Genomic DNA, 18838 nt, shown 5'->3' with positions numbered 1-18838 from the left:
TCGAGCCAAGGAGTTGTTAGTGTTAAATAAACAATTGCTTATAGCGGTCTTCACGTTATCACTGTCACATGTTACGCAGGCCAATATTGACCAAGAAGACATTAAAAAAGAAGTACTGGATTCTTTCAATAGCCTTGTAGAGGCTTCAAAAAAGCTAGATGCTAACGCGTATTTTGAACATTTTGATTCCGATAAATTTGTGGGTTTAAACAGTGACGGTACAAACTGGAACGATCTAAATGAACTTACTCCAGTTGTAGATGCAGGGTTTAACTCGATACAAAAAGTTACATCGCTTGAGTTCCCCAATGTGAAGATTTCAGTTATTGATAACAACACTGTCATTTTGGTAAATGAGTTTACGCAAACTGTTTTACTCAAAAATGGCACAACGCACACTGCCTCAGGCGGTGGTACACAAGTATGGTCTAAACATAGCGGCCAATGGAAATTAGTGAGTGTGTCAGCTAGCATTAAACCTACAACGAGGTGATGACAGAAACTGAAACGAATACCTATATTAATTGTACTAGCATGGCGTAGGCTTATTGCAATGTAATATAAAAAGTGGTCATTTAAAGGACTAAATATGCATCAGATTTTTGAAAACAGGGAAAAGGTTGCCAAACTATTATTCGGTTTATGCTTAGTTGTTTGGGTTGTTACTTGGCTTTACTCAATAGCGTTTGAAGAATGGGGGCTGATCGCAGGTTTTTTTAAAGGTTTGGTTTATGGTGGAATCTTGGCCATCATTCCGTTTATTGTTGCTTGCTATGATGGCGTTCAATCAAAATTCAAGTCGCCCTCCCTTGTTAATCTACTTTTCATCTCCGGAATATGGATTATTGCAGTGGGGCTTCTGTATTGGGCATAGTAATTCACAAACAGGTCAACTCACTTGATTATTCATACCGTACACTTTGGGTGGCTTCGCTACTGTAGCTAAGTAGTATTTGCTCAATCACGAAACAGATGCACTATGGACGCTTTGAACTACTTACAGAAAATGATTGGTTTGGCATCTGAAGGAGAGCTTCAGGGTATATGGTTTTGGGCGTCATTATACATGCTTGTGGTTTGTTCGTTCTCCACCTACTTCCAAATTAGAACGCGGTTTTGGGCTTCAACTCAGGGGAAATTGCACAAGCTTGGCATTGAAACTTTCGGAAATACAAACGAACTATCCGAACAACAGTATCAGGGCAAAGCGCTTTATTCGTATACTGTTGACGGAAAAACCTATCAGGGAAAGCGCATTTCGCCTTGGGTGATTGTGACTAATTACAATGCAAGAGCGCTACTTGCAAAACAAACATCAGGCGTTCACGTAACCTCTCAAAACGAAGTAACTGTTTTCTACAACCCCAAAAAGCCAGAAAAAAGTTTTTTACTTAAGGCCAACAAGCTTGGCATAGTAGTAACATTCGTTACGGCAATAGCGCCCTTGTTAAGCTACCTTGCCCGATTTCATACTTAACGTGAATAAAACGCTTTGCCATTATATCCCAAACACCTATGCCCTTTCGTACTATAAGGAAGCCCCATGCGTCGTTTTTTTGCACTTGTACTGTCAGGTCTTTTATCGCATTCGGTATTAGCTGAAGCATTAAATGAACACAAAAACATCGAACGAGCAGTTCTCGATTACATCGAGTCGCAACATCAATCGAAACCCGAATTAATGGAAAGAGGGCTAGATAAAAAATTAGCAAAGCGAACATATTGGGAATCTAAAGAGGGGTCAGAATACATTATGGAAACTGACTTCGACACCATGGTTTGGGTGGCTGAAAACTACAACAAAGAAGGTGATAAATTTCCCTCTTCTCCGATGGTTGACATAAAAATTTTAGATATCGATAACCGAGCGGCATCTGTGAAGCTAACTGTTGACGAATGGATTGACTACATGCATTTATATAAGAACGAAAATGATGACTGGAAAATCATTAATGTTCTGTGGCAATACCACGATGCCACTAGGCATTCGAGTAAGCAGTAAATAAATGATATTAACCAATCATTAAATAATAACGCGCAGCCTAATTATTGGGATACAAAAACAGTTACAGTTTTTTGTTTCATTCTGCGCGACTTCGTTGCTATGTTGGCATAGTGCAATTAAAGCTGTCGATCATGGAGAGATCATGAAAAATGTTTACTTGTTCATTCTTGTATTGCTGTTATCCAGCTGCTCAAGCATTCCAATATCAACAATGTTAAAGTTTCGCAGCTTTAGCGAGCAAAGTTTCGTCGCGTTGAATGGCTCTGAAATACGCTCAAAAATAATCGTGTCACAACCCTTCACTCTTGATTTAGAAAAAATCAAACTGAGCCTAACGTTAGACAATGACAAAGGTGTGAGGAATTTCACCTACCCTCTTGATCTTGACATGCAAAAGACTATTGCCGCACAAGATGGCTTTTTCACGTCAACACCAGCGAAAACTGAATACACTTTCAAGCTTTCCGAACTCGCAGTTAAGAATTTTAAAGAGACACAAAATCTAATTTCAGACCAGTTCAAGGGAGAAACGTCTTTTTCAATTGCAGCAGGCTTCAATGAAGAGCCTACCGAAGGCCAGTTAGTAACGCTCTCAATTTTGCTGCAACTTGATGAGGAAGATGGTTACTTTACACTTATCGACAACGCCGACATCGACGTTGGCAATGAAGATTAACAGGAAATGGAAATAGACATGAAGCACAAACTGAATGCAAGACAATGATGTTTGGGTTCATAGTTAAACTGCTCAGCATAGAGTTCAACACGAACACCGTTAGATAATTTCCGGTACAAGGAGGTTTTATGAAGTTTCTCGCCACAATTCTTTTAGCTATATACCCATTAAGTCTTATTGCCAGTGTACCAAATGACAGGCATATCGTTGTTGAAGGTCAGTCAAAAATTACCGCTGCTCCTGATATGGTCATTGTCACTTTTGAAACAGAGTCGCAAAATATCACTAGCCTGAACGCAAAGCAAAGTGTCGATAAAAGGATTAATAACCTATTAGCAGGGCTAGAGAGATTTAGTGTCGACGACCAGAATGTTACTGCGTCCAGCATAACTACATACGCAAATTACATTTACACCGACGATGATAAAAAAGTGCTAGACGGTTATATTGCGAGTCGCACTGTAAAAGTAACACTCAAAGAAATTAGTATGCTGAACGACTTTATGAATTTTGCACTTGAAATAGGCGTCAGTGAAATAAAAAATATTGAATTCCAATCCTCTCGACAAGAAGCGCTCAGGCAAGAGGCGGTTGCTAATGCTGTAGAGGATGCCAAGCATCAGGGCCGTACGATGGCTAGTGCGTTTGGCGCAAAATTAGGTAATGTTTATAGCATCAACTCAGCGACACAAAACCATTATGATAGATATGGTTTTAATGATGCCATTGAGACAATACAAGTTACAGGTTCAAGAATTGAAGCCGAAGAATTCGAGCCAGGTCGCTATTTACAAGAAAACATTGTGTTTAGCGCCACTGTACATGTGGTATTCGATTTAAAGGTCGATTAATTAGAGCAAAATCATGGCAGCATTGCTGTCTAAGCATCAACGGAAGCACATAAATTAGCTAAAAGGATTTTTATGACATTTATCCCCTTTTCAACTATCAAAACACAGAATCTAACGTTACTTCTAGTTACCGCAAGGGTGATTGCTTACCTTGCAGCCGTGTTGTTTGGGCTTGGCTGTCTACTTATTCTTGTGAATTTGATAATAAGTGTTATGCCGCCCGCTGAAGTTGAAGTAGCAGGTACTAAAACCTTGATGCAAAGTAATGGCTTTGGTATGGCGTTGGGCGGGGCTGTCGTAGTTGCAGCATCGCTTGTTACCTTTGCAATTTCAGGTGCATGTGCTGCGCTCGTGAGTTGGGAATACAACAGAGCTAAATAAGGAAGAACAATATGAAACTTTTACCCTATGTCGTTGCTGTACCATTATTGATGTTTTCTTTTACCTGTAATGCGGTAAGCGAAAAAGAGCAGCTTGAGCAACAAGTAAATGAATATAAAAAGCTCGGTTTGCTTGCGAATAAGTGTAATGAATCGGGCAAAACATCCTCAGCGGCGTGCCGAACGTTTATAGGTATGTTCAATGAAGGCGAAATTGCTGAAGTGTTAGACTCATTTAGCAAAAATTTGGCTACGCACATTTCAATAGACCAAGATTTAGCTTTCGAAGGGCTTGATGCATTTACCGACATAATAGATACCCTCAACTTTTTGTTTGACGAAGAGTTGAAGAACACAACTCGACTGTAAGCTGATAGATTATTTAGCTTTTTTTCGAAGTGCATATCCATTTTTTGCCACAAAGTTAGTTGAAATACAGTGGAAAATCGTTGATTATGCATCTATCGACTACTAAAAATTAGAAATGGAATTCAGCAAAAAGGTCTCACAATGAAAACAGGTAAGTGGTACGCCCTATTCGGGCTTTTTACATTATTGTTTTTAGCTGCATGTGATAAAAAACAAGATGACGGCCTTGGTCGATATGGAATGTTGGACGAGAGTACGCCGGAATACACAACTGTAACGTTTCTAAGAAGTGTATATGAAGACGATAACCTCGACCGTGCTATCGCGCTGTCGAGCGAAAAAATGTCTCGTATTCTCACTCGCTACCACTCAAATAGAAACGTACAGCGCCACCTACTTAACTTGCGCTACGACACCGTAATTATTACCCCTCAAAATTCAGGTGGCGTTGGCCGCTCTGAGTTCTCAGAAACATCTACTATCACCGTATTCTTAAGTGGAATGTATGGTGATGACAAAATTGAAGACCTACGCAGCATCGATCTGGTGAAAGAAGATGGTGAGTGGAAGGTTAACAAAATTCACCCCGATACTTATCTATAAAAGAAACACGTTTTCTATGCAATGGCTCTGAATTTAGGAAGTTGAGAGCCATTTCATGTTCTTAAAAAAACACACTTAGCAACAACAATAAAAAAATGGAGTTATGATGGAATCAAGACTAATTAAGCTTGGATTATTTGGTGCACTACTACATTGCGGGGCTGCGTTTGCTGATGATGACGCAACACTGCTTAAGTCGTTTCACGACTATGGCATTACCAAATGCGATAGCTTTATTCTTGAGAATAGTCGATTGCAGGGCAACTGGAACTATTACATTAATAAACACGCTAATGGCATGGACGGTATCGCTACTGAAGTTACCATTACGCGGATCTGGGGAACAAAGGGTGACACGGTTAAGACTGAAGATACCTATATTCAAACAGCTAAAAACTGTTATCTACGTAATACTTGGACAGTGACTTATCCTGGTACATGTAGTGAAAATGTTGATGGGAATTTTTGGTACGTTTCTACAGAAATGCCAAATAAAGACTACACCACATACAAAAATGCGGGTGGTATAGAGTTACATGCAAAAGAAATCGCAATGGGTAACTTTAAAGCGTGTGTGCAAGAGGGATCTAAGCGTTCTTCACAGCCTCATGGCTAAGTAATCTAAGATTAAACTGCTATTGCACAGGTTTATGTAAGTAGGCCTGTGCGAAAACTTTCGCTTCCCTGCTTTTCAGCATTTCTATTTGATTTTCTTGCTTACCGTTTCTTGGTAGCGTTTATTACTTTTTTCGCAACGAATGACAACTGCTTAGCCAAGACATGATCAGGTAAATTATTCACTATTTCTAAGAACTTCGCATATAATCGGGGCATTATGTAAGCAAGCCGATTGCTATAGGTAATCACCCTAGAGATTATGTGGAAACACGAATGAAGCTAGCAATAAAAGTTATAGATGCATTTACAGATAAGCAATTCAGAGGAAACTCCGCCGCTGTAATAGTACTTGATAGATGGTTGCCAGATGCGCTCATGCAGTCTATTGCAATTGAAAACAATTTGTCAGAAACCGCATTCTTACTAAAGGAAGAAAACGTAACTGAAGACACCTTGGTTTATCATATTCGCTGGTTTTCGCCGGTAACAGAAATAGACTTTTGCGGTCATGCTACATTGGCCTCAGCACATGTTGTTTTTGGTCTTTTTCCCGATAGTCACGAGATAGAATTTGTTGCCGATGCAGTTGGCGTAATGCGAGTGGAAAAGAAAGCCGACGGTTTTATACAAATGAATTTCCCCTCGCGTGCTCCTCAAAAACCTGATTATATCCCCTCAGCATTACTTGACGGCTTATCTATCGCCCCTAGTGCAATATTGCAAAACGATCAGGCATATTTTGCGATCTATGATAACGAAGATGATGTAATGCTAGTTGAACAAGATACCTCACAGATCAAAAAGCTTGCCCCTTACGATGTGGTAGTTACCGCGCCGAGTAAGCATTTTGACTTTGTTTCGCGTTATTTTTGGCCTGCCAATGGTGGTGACGAAGACCCCGTTACGGGCTCTATTCATACAGGACTAGCCCCCTATTGGTCTCAACAACTTGGCAAAAAAGAACTGGACGCCTACCAAGCGTCTAAACGCGGAGGTGTACTAAAGTGCGTGATAGCGGGTGACAGAGTTTTAGTTTCAGGGCAGACCGTACAATACTTATCGGGTGAAATTATTATTAGGTAAAAACGGGAAGTCGTTTTAAAAGCAACTTCCCATTCCTTACAGTCTAATGGCACCGCTTTAGAGCTACTTACCTACAGCAATACCTTCTCTGCGCGGGTCAGCACCACCAATAAGCTTACCCGATTTGAACTGTATTCCGTGCAGACCGCTGTTTAAATCTACCACCTTCACGTTGTGGCCAAGTTCCGTCAACGCGCCTTCTAAGTTGGCGATAGGTGTCCCCTTTTCAAGTGCAGTATAATCGTTGCGGTTTGTAATTTTGGGCATATTAATCGCTTGCTGTATATCAAGGTCAAAATCGATAACCCCAATAAGCGTTTGCGCCACATAACTCACGATTCGAGAGCCGCCAGGCGACCCTACTACCACTTCTAAGTTGCCTTCTTTATCGAACACCATAGTGGGACTCATGGCACTTCTTGGACGCTTTCCTGGCTCAACACGGTTGGGCACGGGGAATCTATCTTTTGTTGGTGAAAATGAGAAATCGGTTAGTTGGTTGTTCAACAGAAAGCCTTCAACCATTATGCCTGAGCCAAACATAAATTCGATGCTAGTGGTCATCGATACCGCATTGCCCTCTTTATCAACAATAGACACATGTGATGTATTAGGCAGCTCCATTGACGTACCTAATGCAACGTTTGCCTCTGCATACGGGTTGCCTGCACGAGCTCGACGCCACTTTTTGTCCACATCGATACTCTGTGCTCGGCGTTCTAGGTAAGCTGTGTTGATCATGGCTGCAAACGGCAAATTGGTGAAATCGCTGTCTGCTATGAATTTTTCTCGATCAGCGTAAGACATAGCGCTCGCCTGAGTATACAAATTCGCAAACTCGACCGAGTCAGGTGAGTATTTACTTAAATCAAACCCTTCTAGCATTTTAAGAATTTGATAAACATTAACACCGCCAGAGCTTGGTGGGGCCATGCCGCAAATACGCTTCTCGTGGTATAAACCACAAACAGGCTCGCGTTTTACTGGCTCGTAACTCGCTAAATCTTCAAGTGTCATTTGCCCTGGATTAATTTCCGCGCTATTCACCGCATCAACAATTTTCTGCGCAACTTCTCCTTTTAAAAGGTAATCACTGCCTTTGTCTGCAATGCCCCTTAATGTTTTGGCAAGCTTTCGGTTTTTCTTGATCACGCCTTCTTGCAAAGGATTACCAGCAGGGAAAAAATACACTGAACTAGCAGGGAACGTTTTCAGTCCCGGGTGGTAATCTAGTGCAACTAATTTTGCTAAGCGTGGGGATACCTTGAATCCCTCTTCGGCTGTGGCTATTGTGTCGTCAAACAGGGTATTCCAAGGCAACTTACCAAACTCGCTTTGAGCCATTTCAAGCGCTTTAACTGCCCCTGGTACGCCAACTGATTTGCCGCCCACAACCGCATCAATCCATCGCATAGGGCTATTGCCTTTCATGAACCAATGAGAATTCACTGAGGTAGGTGCTGTCTCGCGACCGTCAAAGGTGTGTAGTACCTTATTCTTGTTATCCCAATAAAGAATAAACGCGCCGCCACCAATGCCTGAAGACTGAGGCTCAACAAGCGACAGCATAGCCTGTACAGCAACCGCGGCATCTATCGCGCTCCCGCCCTTTTCAAGAATGTTTTTTCCCGCCCAAGACGCATAAGGATTAGCTGCAACAACCATGTACTCTTGTGCTTCAAAGGCCTTTTTCTCAATATAACCTGTTGCGGCTTCTGGCTCCCCTACTTCACGCGTTTGTTTAGCATCAACACCAAAAACAAAACTGGTAGATAACGCCAGGGTAATAACGGAGGCTTTTAGAAAAACATTGCGTCTCAAAATACGGATTCCTCTTATCTGAATTTTTCAGGGTTTATGGGGCGTTTTTTCAAAAAGGCATCAAAGGCTTCTTGTGCAGCTGTCGTACCTAGTGCTTCGAGAAATATATCAAACTCTTCGTTCATCTGAAGCGTAATGCGCTCACCATCACCTTTTAACAGCGATTTAGTTTGCATAAGAGAGAACGTTGGCTTTTCTACGAGCTTTTGGGCGGTATCTTTAACAACCTGCGAAATCGAATTAGCATCTACAATCTTAGTGAGTAAACCAAATTGATAGGCCTCTTCGGCACTAAACGGTTCACCCAACATCAACCATTCTGCCGCTTTTATATGCCCTGCTACTTTGGGTAGAAGATAACTTGATGCATATTCGGGAACAAGCCCTAAATTGATGAATGGTAGAACAAATCGGCTATCTGGTGTGGCATAAACAAAATCGCAATGAAGAAGTAACGTGGTACCAATGCCTACCGCAACACCATGTACTTGGGCAATTACTGGCACTTTACATTCAGCAAGCGCCCGCATAAACGATGCCGTTTCAGGTACGTGAGCATTGTCTTGTTGCTCTGCAAAATCGCTAATATCATTGCCAGCGGTAAAACAATCACCTGCACCTTTAATAATAATTGCTTTAATGGTTTTATCTTCTTTTATGTCAAATATTGCATCAGCCATGGCTTGATACATTTCTCGAGTAAGCGCGTTTTTCTTTTCAACTCTATTAATGACAATAGATAAACAATGATTATTCACTTCAGTAATAATATGAGACATAAGCGTTCCTTTACTCTTGAATTTTCGAACAATTAACGAGGTTCGGTTTTAACCTCTCGGGCAACTTCTGTATCATAGCCAGCAATTTCTATTATAAAAAATAACTAACACTAATGATGTCACTGCCGTTTTCCTTTAAGTATAGTGCTGGCCCCCTAATTGTCGCAGTTTGTGCCACAATTGCATTTTTCTTTGAGCCTACATCAGGTAATTATTTAGCTTACGACCGTTATGCTATTCAAGGTCTTGAAACGTGGAGACTAGTAACCGGCAACCTCGTGCATACGAATGGCTTTCATCTATTACTAAATTTGGCAGGACTCGCGTTGTTATGGGCGCTTCACAAAGAGCACTATCGCATTGGCTTATTTTTAAAGGTGTTTGTTTGGTGTTGTATTGGAACAAGCGCTGGTCTTTACTTCTATTCGCCTGATCTTATCTGGTATGCCGGGCTTTCTGGGGCACTTCACGGGCTATTTGCATGGGGAGCATGCATGGATATAAAAGAGAAGGTGCGTTCTGGTTGGTTACTATTGTTAGGGCTTGCCATCAAGGTGGGTTATGAACAATTTGATGGCAGTAGCGCACAAGTTGCTGCGCTTATCGACGCAAAAGTTGCTGTTGATGCTCACTTATTTGGGGCATGTGGAGGTCTTATCATCTTCGCGCTCATGCTTTTGACCGCAAGAAGACGCTAGCCATTTCGTTTATCTTAATTTAGAGAATCCCATAAAAAAAAGTGCGGTACGCTTTAGAAGCCTACCGCACAACACTCAGCCTTATTAATTGCTAATTCAAGGAACTATAAGTTCTCTTCAAACAACTTATAAATACGGCGGTATTCATCTAACCACGAGCTGGGTTGCACAAACCCGTGAGGCTCTACCGGATAAATTGCTGTTTCAAAGTTTTCTTTTTCAAGCTCAATCAAACGCTGAACTAATCGAACTGTGTCGTGGAAAAACACATTATCATCAACCATAGGCGCATTGATTAACAGAGGCTTCTGTAATCCTTCGGCGAAATAGATTGGTGAACTGCGCTCATATGCGATTGGATCGATATCAGGGGTATTTAAAATATTCGCAGTATATGGCGTATTATAGTGCGCCCAATCAGTAACAGGTCTCAGCGCCGCGCCAGCAGCAAACAAATCTGGTGCTGTAAACATCGACATAAATGTTAAGAAGCCACCATACGAACCACCATAGGTACCAATGCGCGCGCGATCCACATTTGCATTATCCACCAGCCAATTCACACCATCGCGTAAATCTTGTACTTCAGGCGTTCCCATTTGACGGTAAATAGCGGTACGCCAATCTCTACCGTAACCAGCACTTGCGCGGTAATCCATATCAAGCACAACGTAACCTTGTTGAACAAGCATACTGTGGAACATGTACTCTCTAAAATAGCCCGACCAACCAAGGTGTGCGTTCTGAAGGTAACCCGCACCGTGATTGAACACTACCGCTTTGTTGGACGTTTCACTGTCGTAATTTTCAGGCAAGTAAACACGCGCATAAATGGGTGCATCAGTGTGCGACGATGGAATTGCCACTACTTTCGGCACAGCCCATGGTAATGCGTTAAAGGTGTCGCTGGTACTTTGTGTAATCTGCGCAGCAGCAACAGCTTCCTGCGCTGGTTTAACATACAATTCGGCAGGTTTATTCACTTTACTGTGGCTCAACACCAACTGCGAACCATCGGGACTCAGCACATAATCCGTCATACCGTTTAAATCGGTCATCGTCTCTATGCTTTTGTCTGACAAGTCCGCGCGGTAGATCTCGTAAAGCCCTGGATGTTCAATATTGGCTTTGAAATACAGATAGTTATCATCCGGCGACAACGTAATATCATCAACGATATACTGACCGCTGGTCAATGCTACAGGTTTTTCGCCGGGCGTTTGTAGGTACAAATGTGCATAACCACTATGTTCTGACTGGAAGTAAAGTGTTTCACTATTGTTTAACCAATCAAATGCATTGAATCGATAATTTACCCATGCGTCGTCATGCAGGCGATGTTGGTTTTCTAACGACTTATTCTCTAAGTTTACCGTGGCTATCCAACGGTCTTTGTTATCCCACGCTTCAAGCATCACAGCGACGGCTTCACCGTTTTTGTGCCAACGTATAGAAGGCTTAGTCCAATACCAGCTTTGTAACAGTGTAATGGGTCGCGGCAAGCGATTCACTTCATAGCTTTCGCCATTTGCTTTTGCATTTTCCGTTTTTACGCTGGCAAGTACATCATCGTTATAGCCCGGCAGACTAAAGTAATTTAGCGCACTCTTTTCACCAGTTTTTAAGTTCAGTAGCCATAATTCGTGGTTTACTGGCTCTGCATCCGCCACACGTTGCCTCACTGATTTAGCTGCAATACGGCTATCTTCCTGAATGTAGTGCGGCATTATATCGCTATCATCGCGGCTCGGTTTACTCTCCGTTGTCGCCACAACTGCGTAGTTCCCAGCAGGTGATACACTAATACCAGCTAGTCGATGAGATTTATCGAAATAAAACGGTGCAGGTGCTACGCTAATGTTACTTTGCGCCAACGCTTGCTCGGCGTCTTCTTTCTCTTGTCGGTTCTTGCGCTGAAGAGCGATATACTGAATGAGTGTGTGTTGCTCTTGTGCAATATAATCCTTTGCTGGCTCAACGGCCTTGGGTTCATCAGCGAATTCCCAGCTTAATAGCTCTTCTCGTGTACCCGTTTCTAAATTAATAGCGACAAAACGATTACCGCTTAGTGCCATCAAACGTCCATCAGTCATAAATGAAAGATTGGATAGCGAGTTGCCACCGCGTGTTAGCTGTACCGTTTTACCATTAGTAAACTGAATAAACACGCTATCTTCAAAAGCAAAAGCGATGACGCCGTCGTTTCGCACCACGCGCTCGTCAAAGCGGTATTTGTGCAAGTCAGATAAAGGCGCCTTTACAGCCTCGTTGGGCGTGTTGATATCGGCGATATAAACGTCCGACAATGCACTGTCTTGTTTTTCTCTTTCAAAAACAATTTTACTACCGTCAACTGACCAGCCCATATCTGTTGGTAGTGCACCAATCCACTGAGGATCTGCCATTACTTGTTTAAGCGTGATTTTGCCATTTTGCACTGCCATCGGCATTTCAACCTCAGGTGTAACGGCTTGTTGGACCGAACGCGCAGGAGACGCTGTCGCCGTAGTGGAGGTATTATCCGTTGTACTAGCACAACCACCCAACGCGAAAGTAACGCTGGCAGCGAGAAATAAAGTAGAATATTTTTTCATTATTTTAAGTCGTTATAGGTGAAACTCGACAACATTATACGCAGAGCCAACCTTATATAGTCAACGTTCATCGTTATGGTTTGTGAACCAAACGTATTCATATTCCGTTTTGCTATTAGATTTACGTCATTATTTATTCAATGAGATAACAGAGAAACAACGATCAGAGGGTGTAATAGATGAAAGTAACAAAAGTGGTTGCAACATTAGCAGCAGTACTAGCGATGTCGAGTGTCCCCGCTGCCGCTAGTGAGTGCCCTAGTGTGTTGAAATTTATGAAACGTAAACTTAACTCGCAGGAAACCGTGAATTTATGTGATGAGTATGGCGGTAAAACACTGTTGGTTGTTAACACTGCTAGTTATTGCGGATATACACCACAGTTTGAAGGCCTTGAAACCCTTTACAGTGATTATAAAGACAAAGACTTTGTGGTACTGGGCTTTCCCTCGCACGATTTTAATCAAGAGGATAATGATGAAGGTAAAACGGCTGAGCTTTGTGAGCTAACCTACGGCGTTAAATTTCCGATGTTTGAGCCAACCTCTGTTACAGGTGAAGACGCCGACCCAATGTATCGCATGCTTAAAGCCGCAACAGGTAAAGCGCCATCGTGGAATTTCAACAAGTATCTCATCGATGCCTCTGGCAAAAAAATTACTCACTACCCTAGCTCAACAAAACCTACTGACGCGTCTTTTATCGCCGATGTTGAAGCATTGCTAAACAAATAAATTTTTTATTTAGGCAAAAAAAAGCCCCGCGATATTCGCGGGGCAACAAGCACACTCAACTTGGAACACACTATTAGCTCAAACAACTTCCAACGTTTTTGCTAACTGCATATAGTTAGTCTGCGAGTTATTCAGATAGTTCAATAATTTTTTCACTGGCTGCTGAAAATGCATTTTTCGCTTGCTCCTCGCCCATTGCAAGCCCTTCTGCATAAACAAAGTTTACATTGCTAATACCCACAAAACCCAAGAAGTGTTGAAGATATGGAGTTTGTGTATCAAAGTCAGTACCTGCATAAATACCACCGCGCGCAGCAAATACAGTTGCACTCTTGTTCTCTAGCAATCCTACTGGACCATTCTCAGTGTATTTAAAGGTAATTCCAGCACGCGCAACACGATCAAAGTACGCCTTTAGACTTGATGGAATGCCAAAGTTGTACATTGGTACCGCCAATACAATTTCATCGGCTTGCTTTACAGATTCCACGATTGAGTCTGAACGATTTGCTAGTACATGTTGCGCTTCGCTTCGTTCTGCAGGCGCAGTCATCCACGCCTGCATTTCCTCGCTAGATAGATGAGGAAGCTCCATAGTCGATAAATCAACGCGCTTAATAGACACGTCACCTTTGGCTTCTAGCTTTGCTAAATACTCATTTGCAAGCTTTGATGAATTACCTTGTTCGCCGTTTAGACTTGAATAAATTGCTAATACTGTTTTCATGACTGATCTCCTGTAGTGAGTACGTTTACTTTAGTGCAGGCATGCAAACAGTAAAATTAGTATAAATGAACCAAATTATTCTATTTTTTAGAACATTAAAGTGCCAGGTTACTCACGTTTATTCATTTTTAACAATAATGACCTTTCGGTTTTAGTTCACTTATTAAACAAGCTTAATGTTAGTCATTTGCTTAAACTTTTGGCTAATTGGCGGCGTAATGGTTGTGCAGCAATTGTTAATAAAAAGGAAATAAGATATGAATCTGAAACTCAAAGCCGCATTGCTCGTTGTGCCGCTCACACTCACAGGCTGTTGGCTAGATGACGATGATGATGACGCCCCAGCCCCCCAACCCATGCCCGATCCAACGTTTGCTAATGTAAGAGTGATCCACAGTGCATCAGATGCTCCATTGGTCAATATTACTGCCAACGATGCCATTTTGAACGGGTTAGAGAATGTTGACTATCAGGTGGCTTCATCACGCTTTGAGGTTGCTACGGGTACATACGATATAGGCGTTACCGCCGTTTTACCCGGTGATGATGCTGAGGTGCTCCAAGCTGATGTTACGCTAGAAGAAGATATCAATTATGACATTTTTGCTGTTGGAAACGTCAGCGACGAAACACTGGCCTTTTTAACGGTAACAAGTGCTGAAACACCGGTAGAAGCGGGTAATGCACAAGTACAAATTGTTCACGCTGCATCAATGGCCCCCACCGTAGACATTTATGTTACTGCCCCTGGCACTGATATAAGTGCAGAACAACCGCTTGTTACGGCATCGTTTACTGATTTCACTGACCTACTGCAAGTTCCAGCAGGCGACTATCAGGTTCGTATAACACCTGCAGGTGAAACGACTGTAGTTTATGACTCTGGCACGGTTAATCTTGCTGATGGTGCTGATTTACTCATCGCAGCAACCAATAACGTAGGTACTGGCGACTCCCCAGTGACTCTGCTTGCCGCCGATGGAACAGAAAGTTTCAAAATTTGGGACTCAAGCGCCACCTCAGATGTGCGGGTAGTACACGGTATTAGTGATGCACCAGCAGTCGATGTTATCGCAAATAACGAAGTTCTACTCGTAGACGGCATACAGTTTCCTCGCACGACTGACTATGTTTCTGTCGCGCCTGGCGACTATGTTATCGACGTAGTCGCAGACGCTGACAATAGTGTTGTGGCCATTGATGATGCGCCGTTGTCACTTGAGATTGGCATGAGATATACCGCTATTGCGAATAACACATTAGCAATGCCAGAACTTGACGTGCTTGTAGATATGCCTCGCGCCATTGCGACTGAAGCGAAAGTGCGTATTGTTCACGCTTCGCCAAGTGCAGGCAACGTGGATATTTATGTTACCGCAGACGGTGAAATAGATGCTGTTGATCCAGCATTTAGCGATATTCCCTACTCGACAGACGATTTAGCGGAAACAGGTTATGTTGGCCTAGCCGAAGGTGACTATGTCGTTACTGTGACGCCTACAGGCACTAAAACAGCGGCAATTGAAACTGGCGTGCTTTCGCTAGAGAACGGTGGTGTGTATACCGCAATTGCACTAGACGGTGCAATGGACGGTGATTTACCTCAACTAGCATTGCTAGACGACCTAGCACCACCCCCTCCGCCGTTTAACGCCGATATGACATATAATGTATCGCTAAGTGGTTCTCAAGAAGTACCAGCGGTTACTACAATGTCGTCGGCCTCGGCTGTGGTTGAGATTGATGAAGACCTGCCAGCGTTTAGCGTAAGTGTTGATGTATCAGGTTTAACTGACGTGACAGGCGTACATGTTCACGATGGTGGCATTGGAATGAATGGTCCGGTAGCATTTCCATTAACGGACGCCGGTGATGGTACGTATGTATTGGCTGAAACGACAATTTCACCGAGCAATCTGGCTGCGTTAACCAACGGCGAGTGGTACTTAAACGTACATACAGAAGCTAACCCTAGTGGCGAAGTGCGAGGTCAAATAGTTGCTGACACTACCGCGGTTGTTACCTTTCCATTAAGTGGCAATCAGTCTGTACCCGCGGTAGACACAATGGCGTCTGGATCAGGTTATGCCTTGTTTGATACGACCGATAATTCAGTGTCACTGGTTGCAGTAACAACGCTAGAAAATGCAACCATGGCTCACATACACAGTGGGTTCGCAGGCGAAACTGGTGGCGTAGTAGTGACCCTTGTTGAAAGTGATGAAACAGCAGGTGTATGGATGACTGACGGCAGTGTCAGTTTAGACATGGCGACTGCTACGCAATTACTGTCGGGCGGTCACTATGTTAATGTGCATACAGAAGCCAACCCTAGTGGTGAGATCCGCGGTCAAATAACCCCGGATAATATTCAGGTGTATGGCATTACCGCAACTGGGGCTCAAGAAGTTCCAGCGGTGACAACTGATGCAACGGGTAGCGGTGCGTTTACACTAAATACCACGACAGGCGCACTTTCAGGCTCAGTAACAATTGCAGGAATGACTGCCACCATGGCGCATATTCACGAAGGTGAAGCTGGCGTAAACGGCGGTGTTGTAATTGCACTCACTGAGGGAATGGATGGTATGTGGTCTGTACCTGCCGACACAACACTTACTGAAGCACAAATGACAACAATGGAAGCCGGTGGCTATTACACTAACTTTCATTCGGCAGCGTTCACAAGCGGAGAGATCCGCGGCCAAGTGACACTTGGTTTCGAGTAACTTGCTCTCTAATTAGTCACAAATGAGTTGCAAAGCATAAAAAAGGGGCATACGCCCCTTTTTTATTTTTTACAATGTGGCTAACGCTCTATCAAAGTCGGCTATTAAATCAGCGGTATCTTCAATGCCCACAGAAAGTCGCAGCATTGAATCAGAAATCCCCATTTTTTGACGTTCCTGTGCCGTGTTCTCAAAATAGATCGTTGGTGCTACCGGCAATGCCAGAGTGCGATTATCCCCTAAGTGGGTCGCACAGATTACAAGCTCCATCTGATTAAGAAATGCAACGGGGTCGGCTCCTTCCACTAAGTCAAAACTTAGAATAGCGCCATAGCCATTGTTCAAGTGCTCTCGGGCAGTAAAGTGCTGTGGATGATCGGCTAAGCCAGGATAAAACACTTTAGCGACTTTTGCGTGGTTGTCTAAGAATGTTGCTAACTGCATTGCATTGTACTGACTGCGCGCCATACGCAGTTCGAGGGTTTCCATTCCTAGCGCAATCGCGCTGGCCGATTGCGGCGCAAGCGTTGCCCCAAGGTCACGAAGCCCTTTTTTCTTAATCTGGGTCAGCCCCCATTGAGAGACATCGTCAACCTGATAAGCCGGCTTTATATTGCTAAATTGTTGCCAATCAAACACGCCAGTATCAATAACGGCACCGCCTAACACATTACCGTGGCCGGCGATATATTTGGTTAACGAGCAAAAAATCAAAGATGCTTTAACCTCTTTTGCATAAAACAGCGGCGGTGGTGTCATGGTGTTATCCACCATAAACAGAATACATTTCTCTTCACAGAACTGACCAATACCACGTAAATCCGCAACTTGGGTGACTGGGTTAGCAACTGTTTCGGTGTAAACGCCTTTAGTATTGGGCTGATAAGCCGCTTTTATGTGTTCAATATCAGTAACATCAGTAAACGTAACCTGTACACCAAAGTCCTGAATCGTTTCAAAGAAGCTACGGGTATTACCGAACAAGTATTGACTGACAATTAAGTGATCGCCTGACTTTACTAGTGCAAAAAGAGCACTGCTAATAGCTGCCATCCCCGTTGCAAAACACAGCGCTCCTACCCCACCTTCAAGGTCGTTGAGCATATTTTGTAGTGCCGCGACAGAAGGCGAAGATGAACGAGAATATACGTGTGCAGCACGTTTGCCTTGAAACGCATCGATAATGCCCTTTGCGTCTTTAAATTCAAACAACACTGAGTTTGAAGTACTGGTATGAACACCACCGTGCTCTGGTGCGTTTAACATGCGATCAGCATGAACCTGACGGGTTGTAAATCCCTGTTTTGTCACGTGTTAAGCTCCGAATATGATGAAAGCGACTTGGATTATCACGACTTTACTAGCGCCAATTATCTCTGCGATAGAATTGGCTTACGACCGTGTTATGCAATTTTTTGGATATTTTGCGCAAACAGTATCATAAAACGCATAAATAGTTTGCATTTGTTCATCTATGTTAGTCACTTTCTGAATAATCGGGCCCAATACAATGGCCTTTTTAGCATAGTCGATCCCAATAACTTGAATCGGAATTTCAGCTTCACGCGCTATATGCATAAACCCCGTTTTCCAAGGAAATATCGGACTACGTGTACCCTCTGGTGCCAACGCAAGAATAAGATCATCAGCTTGCTTAATTTGAGTTGCGATAACACTAACCACACCATGAGCCTTACTGCGCTCGATGGGAATTCCCCCCAATCGGCGAACGACAGCTCCAAGTGGCGGCTTGAAAATTGTGTGCTTACCAAAAAAGTTTAAGTTTAACCTAAATGAAAAAACCACAAATAAGCCAATGAAAAAGTCCCAGTTAGATGTATGTGGTGCCACGGCAATAATAGCTTTTCGTTCATTGATAAACTCACCTTCTACAACCCATCCCCGCTTAGTAAGTAGCCATGTTGCAAATCGCGATAGCCATCGCGGCCATTTGCGAGATACCAATTTACCAATATTAACCTGTGATAAAGGGCGACGATGTGACTGTGTTTGTGAACCGGTATTCATTATTGTTATTCTCTTACTACTGCCCTGCATAATCGATGTAGCCATGTTTGTCGATAATGCGGAGAAAGGTGCGGCGAATGATGCGGCACAAAATGACGTGCTTATCCCCGATCATAATTGATGTTTCTTCATTGTAAACATTT

20 protein-coding genes are annotated in these 18838 nt (G+C 43.0%); 14 read left to right on the top strand and 6 right to left on the bottom strand.

The features are described from left to right. Positions 1-19 precede the first annotated feature (19 nt). From JN178_RS09240 to JN178_RS09190, 11 genes are all read left to right on the top strand, one after another. The gene (locus JN178_RS09240) at positions 20-493 is read left to right on the top strand and encodes a nuclear transport factor 2 family protein (protein ID WP_202265488.1); all 474 of its coding nucleotides are present in this window, start codon (positions 20-22) and stop codon (positions 491-493) included. A gap of 96 nt (positions 494-589) precedes the next feature. Then, positions 590-874, top strand: a complete 285-nt coding sequence (locus JN178_RS09235) for a hypothetical protein (RefSeq protein WP_202265487.1) — start codon at positions 590-592, stop codon at positions 872-874. Between the two features lie 105 nt (positions 875-979). Further along, complete coding sequence (locus tag JN178_RS09230; protein WP_202265486.1) at positions 980-1477, top strand: DUF3592 domain-containing protein; 498 nt, start codon at positions 980-982, stop codon at positions 1475-1477. A gap of 66 nt (positions 1478-1543) precedes the next feature. Continuing rightward, complete coding sequence (locus JN178_RS09225; RefSeq protein ID WP_202265485.1) at positions 1544-2002, top strand: nuclear transport factor 2 family protein; 459 nt, start codon at positions 1544-1546, stop codon at positions 2000-2002. 145 nt (positions 2003-2147) lie between these two features. Then, complete coding sequence (locus JN178_RS09220) at positions 2148-2681, top strand: hypothetical protein (protein ID WP_202265484.1); 534 nt, start codon at positions 2148-2150, stop codon at positions 2679-2681. Between the two features lie 128 nt (positions 2682-2809). Beyond that, complete coding sequence (locus JN178_RS09215; protein ID WP_202265483.1) at positions 2810-3532, top strand: SIMPL domain-containing protein; 723 nt, start codon at positions 2810-2812, stop codon at positions 3530-3532. A 72-nt stretch (positions 3533-3604) separates the two neighbouring features. Next, complete coding sequence (locus tag JN178_RS09210; RefSeq protein WP_202265481.1) at positions 3605-3913, top strand: hypothetical protein; 309 nt, start codon at positions 3605-3607, stop codon at positions 3911-3913. 11 nt (positions 3914-3924) lie between these two features. Then, positions 3925-4281, top strand: coding sequence for a hypothetical protein (locus JN178_RS09205; protein WP_202265479.1), 357 nt, complete (start codon positions 3925-3927; stop codon positions 4279-4281). 141 nt (positions 4282-4422) lie between these two features. Continuing rightward, complete coding sequence (locus JN178_RS09200; protein WP_159624813.1) at positions 4423-4884, top strand: hypothetical protein; 462 nt, start codon at positions 4423-4425, stop codon at positions 4882-4884. Between the two features lie 106 nt (positions 4885-4990). Then, a complete protein-coding gene (locus JN178_RS09195; RefSeq protein ID WP_202265477.1) occupies positions 4991-5500 on the top strand; it encodes a hypothetical protein in 510 nt (169 codons plus the stop codon). Positions 5501-5775: 275 nt separating this feature from the next. Beyond that, on the top strand, positions 5776-6585 hold the full coding sequence (locus JN178_RS09190; protein WP_202265475.1) for a PhzF family phenazine biosynthesis protein: 810 nt from the start codon (positions 5776-5778) through the stop codon (positions 6583-6585). Positions 6586-6648: 63 nt separating this feature from the next. Here JN178_RS09190 and ggt read toward each other — a convergent pair whose 3' ends face one another. Together ggt and JN178_RS09180 are read right to left on the bottom strand one after the other, a co-directional pair. Continuing rightward, on the bottom strand, positions 6649-8406 hold the full coding sequence (gene ggt, locus JN178_RS09185) for a gamma-glutamyltransferase (protein ID WP_202265473.1): 1758 nt from the start codon (positions 8404-8406) through the stop codon (positions 6649-6651). Positions 8407-8420: 14 nt separating this feature from the next. Then, positions 8421-9185 (bottom strand): enoyl-CoA hydratase, encoded by a 765-nt coding sequence (locus tag JN178_RS09180; protein ID WP_202265471.1) that lies wholly within the window; start codon positions 9183-9185, stop codon positions 8421-8423. Between the two features lie 113 nt (positions 9186-9298). Here JN178_RS09180 and rrtA point away from each other — a divergent pair, with 113 nt between their 5' ends. Further along, the gene (gene rrtA / locus JN178_RS09175; RefSeq protein ID WP_202265469.1) at positions 9299-9883 is read left to right on the top strand and encodes a rhombosortase; all 585 of its coding nucleotides are present in this window, start codon (positions 9299-9301) and stop codon (positions 9881-9883) included. Between the two features lie 104 nt (positions 9884-9987). Here the strand turns inward: rrtA and JN178_RS09170 are convergent, their stop codons facing one another. Continuing rightward, complete coding sequence (locus JN178_RS09170; RefSeq protein WP_202265467.1) at positions 9988-12477, bottom strand: S9 family peptidase; 2490 nt, start codon at positions 12475-12477, stop codon at positions 9988-9990. A gap of 224 nt (positions 12478-12701) precedes the next feature. Here JN178_RS09170 and JN178_RS09165 point away from each other — a divergent pair, with 224 nt between their 5' ends. Next, positions 12702-13211: a glutathione peroxidase gene (locus JN178_RS09165; RefSeq protein WP_202266016.1), complete on the top strand. Its 510-nt coding sequence runs from the start codon at positions 12702-12704 to the stop codon at positions 13209-13211. Positions 13212-13338: 127 nt separating this feature from the next. On the opposite strand, the gene JN178_RS09160 is transcribed toward JN178_RS09165, so the two are convergent. After that, entirely contained in the window at positions 13339-13938 is a 600-nt protein-coding gene (locus JN178_RS09160; protein ID WP_159624829.1) for an FMN-dependent NADH-azoreductase, read from the bottom strand. Positions 13939-14195: 257 nt separating this feature from the next. On the opposite strand from JN178_RS09160, the gene JN178_RS09155 reads away from it, so the two are divergent. Then, a complete protein-coding gene (locus JN178_RS09155) occupies positions 14196-16667 on the top strand; it encodes a CHRD domain-containing protein (protein ID WP_232369738.1) in 2472 nt (823 codons plus the stop codon). Positions 16668-16736: 69 nt separating this feature from the next. Here the strand turns inward: JN178_RS09155 and JN178_RS09150 are convergent, their stop codons facing one another. Both JN178_RS09150 and JN178_RS09145 read right to left on the bottom strand, forming a co-directional pair. Beyond that, a complete protein-coding gene (locus JN178_RS09150; RefSeq protein ID WP_202265465.1) occupies positions 16737-17978 on the bottom strand; it encodes a cystathionine gamma-synthase family protein in 1242 nt (413 codons plus the stop codon). An 81-nt stretch (positions 17979-18059) separates the two neighbouring features. After that, positions 18060-18695 (bottom strand): 1-acyl-sn-glycerol-3-phosphate acyltransferase, encoded by a 636-nt coding sequence (locus JN178_RS09145; RefSeq protein ID WP_202265463.1) that lies wholly within the window; start codon positions 18693-18695, stop codon positions 18060-18062. Between the last annotated feature and the right edge of the window lie 143 nt (positions 18696-18838).

The organism is Alteromonas sp. KC3 (assembly GCF_016756315.1).
In the GTDB taxonomy this organism is placed as follows: domain Bacteria; phylum Pseudomonadota; class Gammaproteobacteria; order Enterobacterales; family Alteromonadaceae; genus Alteromonas.
The sequence above is the reverse complement of the archived record's forward strand: the minus strand, read 5'-3'. Positions and strand labels throughout refer to the sequence as shown.

Coding starts and splice junctions, on each gene's coding strand:
- JN178_RS09235 (WP_202265487.1), top strand. CDS start 590: ATGCATCAGATTTTTGAAAACAGGGAAAAGGTTGCCAAACTATTATTC.
- JN178_RS09230 (WP_202265486.1), top strand. CDS start 980: ATGGACGCTTTGAACTACTTACAGAAAATGATTGGTTTGGCATCTGAA.
- JN178_RS09225 (WP_202265485.1), top strand. CDS start 1,544: ATGCGTCGTTTTTTTGCACTTGTACTGTCAGGTCTTTTATCGCATTCG.
- JN178_RS09220 (WP_202265484.1), top strand. CDS start 2,148: ATGAAAAATGTTTACTTGTTCATTCTTGTATTGCTGTTATCCAGCTGC.
- JN178_RS09215 (WP_202265483.1), top strand. CDS start 2,810: ATGAAGTTTCTCGCCACAATTCTTTTAGCTATATACCCATTAAGTCTT.
- JN178_RS09210 (WP_202265481.1), top strand. CDS start 3,605: ATGACATTTATCCCCTTTTCAACTATCAAAACACAGAATCTAACGTTA.
- JN178_RS09205 (WP_202265479.1), top strand. CDS start 3,925: ATGAAACTTTTACCCTATGTCGTTGCTGTACCATTATTGATGTTTTCT.
- JN178_RS09200 (WP_159624813.1), top strand. CDS start 4,423: ATGAAAACAGGTAAGTGGTACGCCCTATTCGGGCTTTTTACATTATTG.
- JN178_RS09195 (WP_202265477.1), top strand. CDS start 4,991: ATGGAATCAAGACTAATTAAGCTTGGATTATTTGGTGCACTACTACAT.
- JN178_RS09190 (WP_202265475.1), top strand. CDS start 5,776: ATGAAGCTAGCAATAAAAGTTATAGATGCATTTACAGATAAGCAATTC.
- JN178_RS09180 (WP_202265471.1), bottom strand. CDS start 9,185: ATGTCTCATATTATTACTGAAGTGAATAATCATTGTTTATCTATTGTC.
- rrtA (WP_202265469.1), top strand. CDS start 9,299: ATGATGTCACTGCCGTTTTCCTTTAAGTATAGTGCTGGCCCCCTAATT.
- JN178_RS09170 (WP_202265467.1), bottom strand. CDS start 12,477: ATGAAAAAATATTCTACTTTATTTCTCGCTGCCAGCGTTACTTTCGCG.
- JN178_RS09165 (WP_202266016.1), top strand. CDS start 12,702: ATGTCGAGTGTCCCCGCTGCCGCTAGTGAGTGCCCTAGTGTGTTGAAA.
- JN178_RS09160 (WP_159624829.1), bottom strand. CDS start 13,938: ATGAAAACAGTATTAGCAATTTATTCAAGTCTAAACGGCGAACAAGGT.
- JN178_RS09155 (WP_232369738.1), top strand. CDS start 14,196: ATGAATCTGAAACTCAAAGCCGCATTGCTCGTTGTGCCGCTCACACTC.
- JN178_RS09145 (WP_202265463.1), bottom strand. CDS start 18,695: ATGAATACCGGTTCACAAACACAGTCACATCGTCGCCCTTTATCACAG.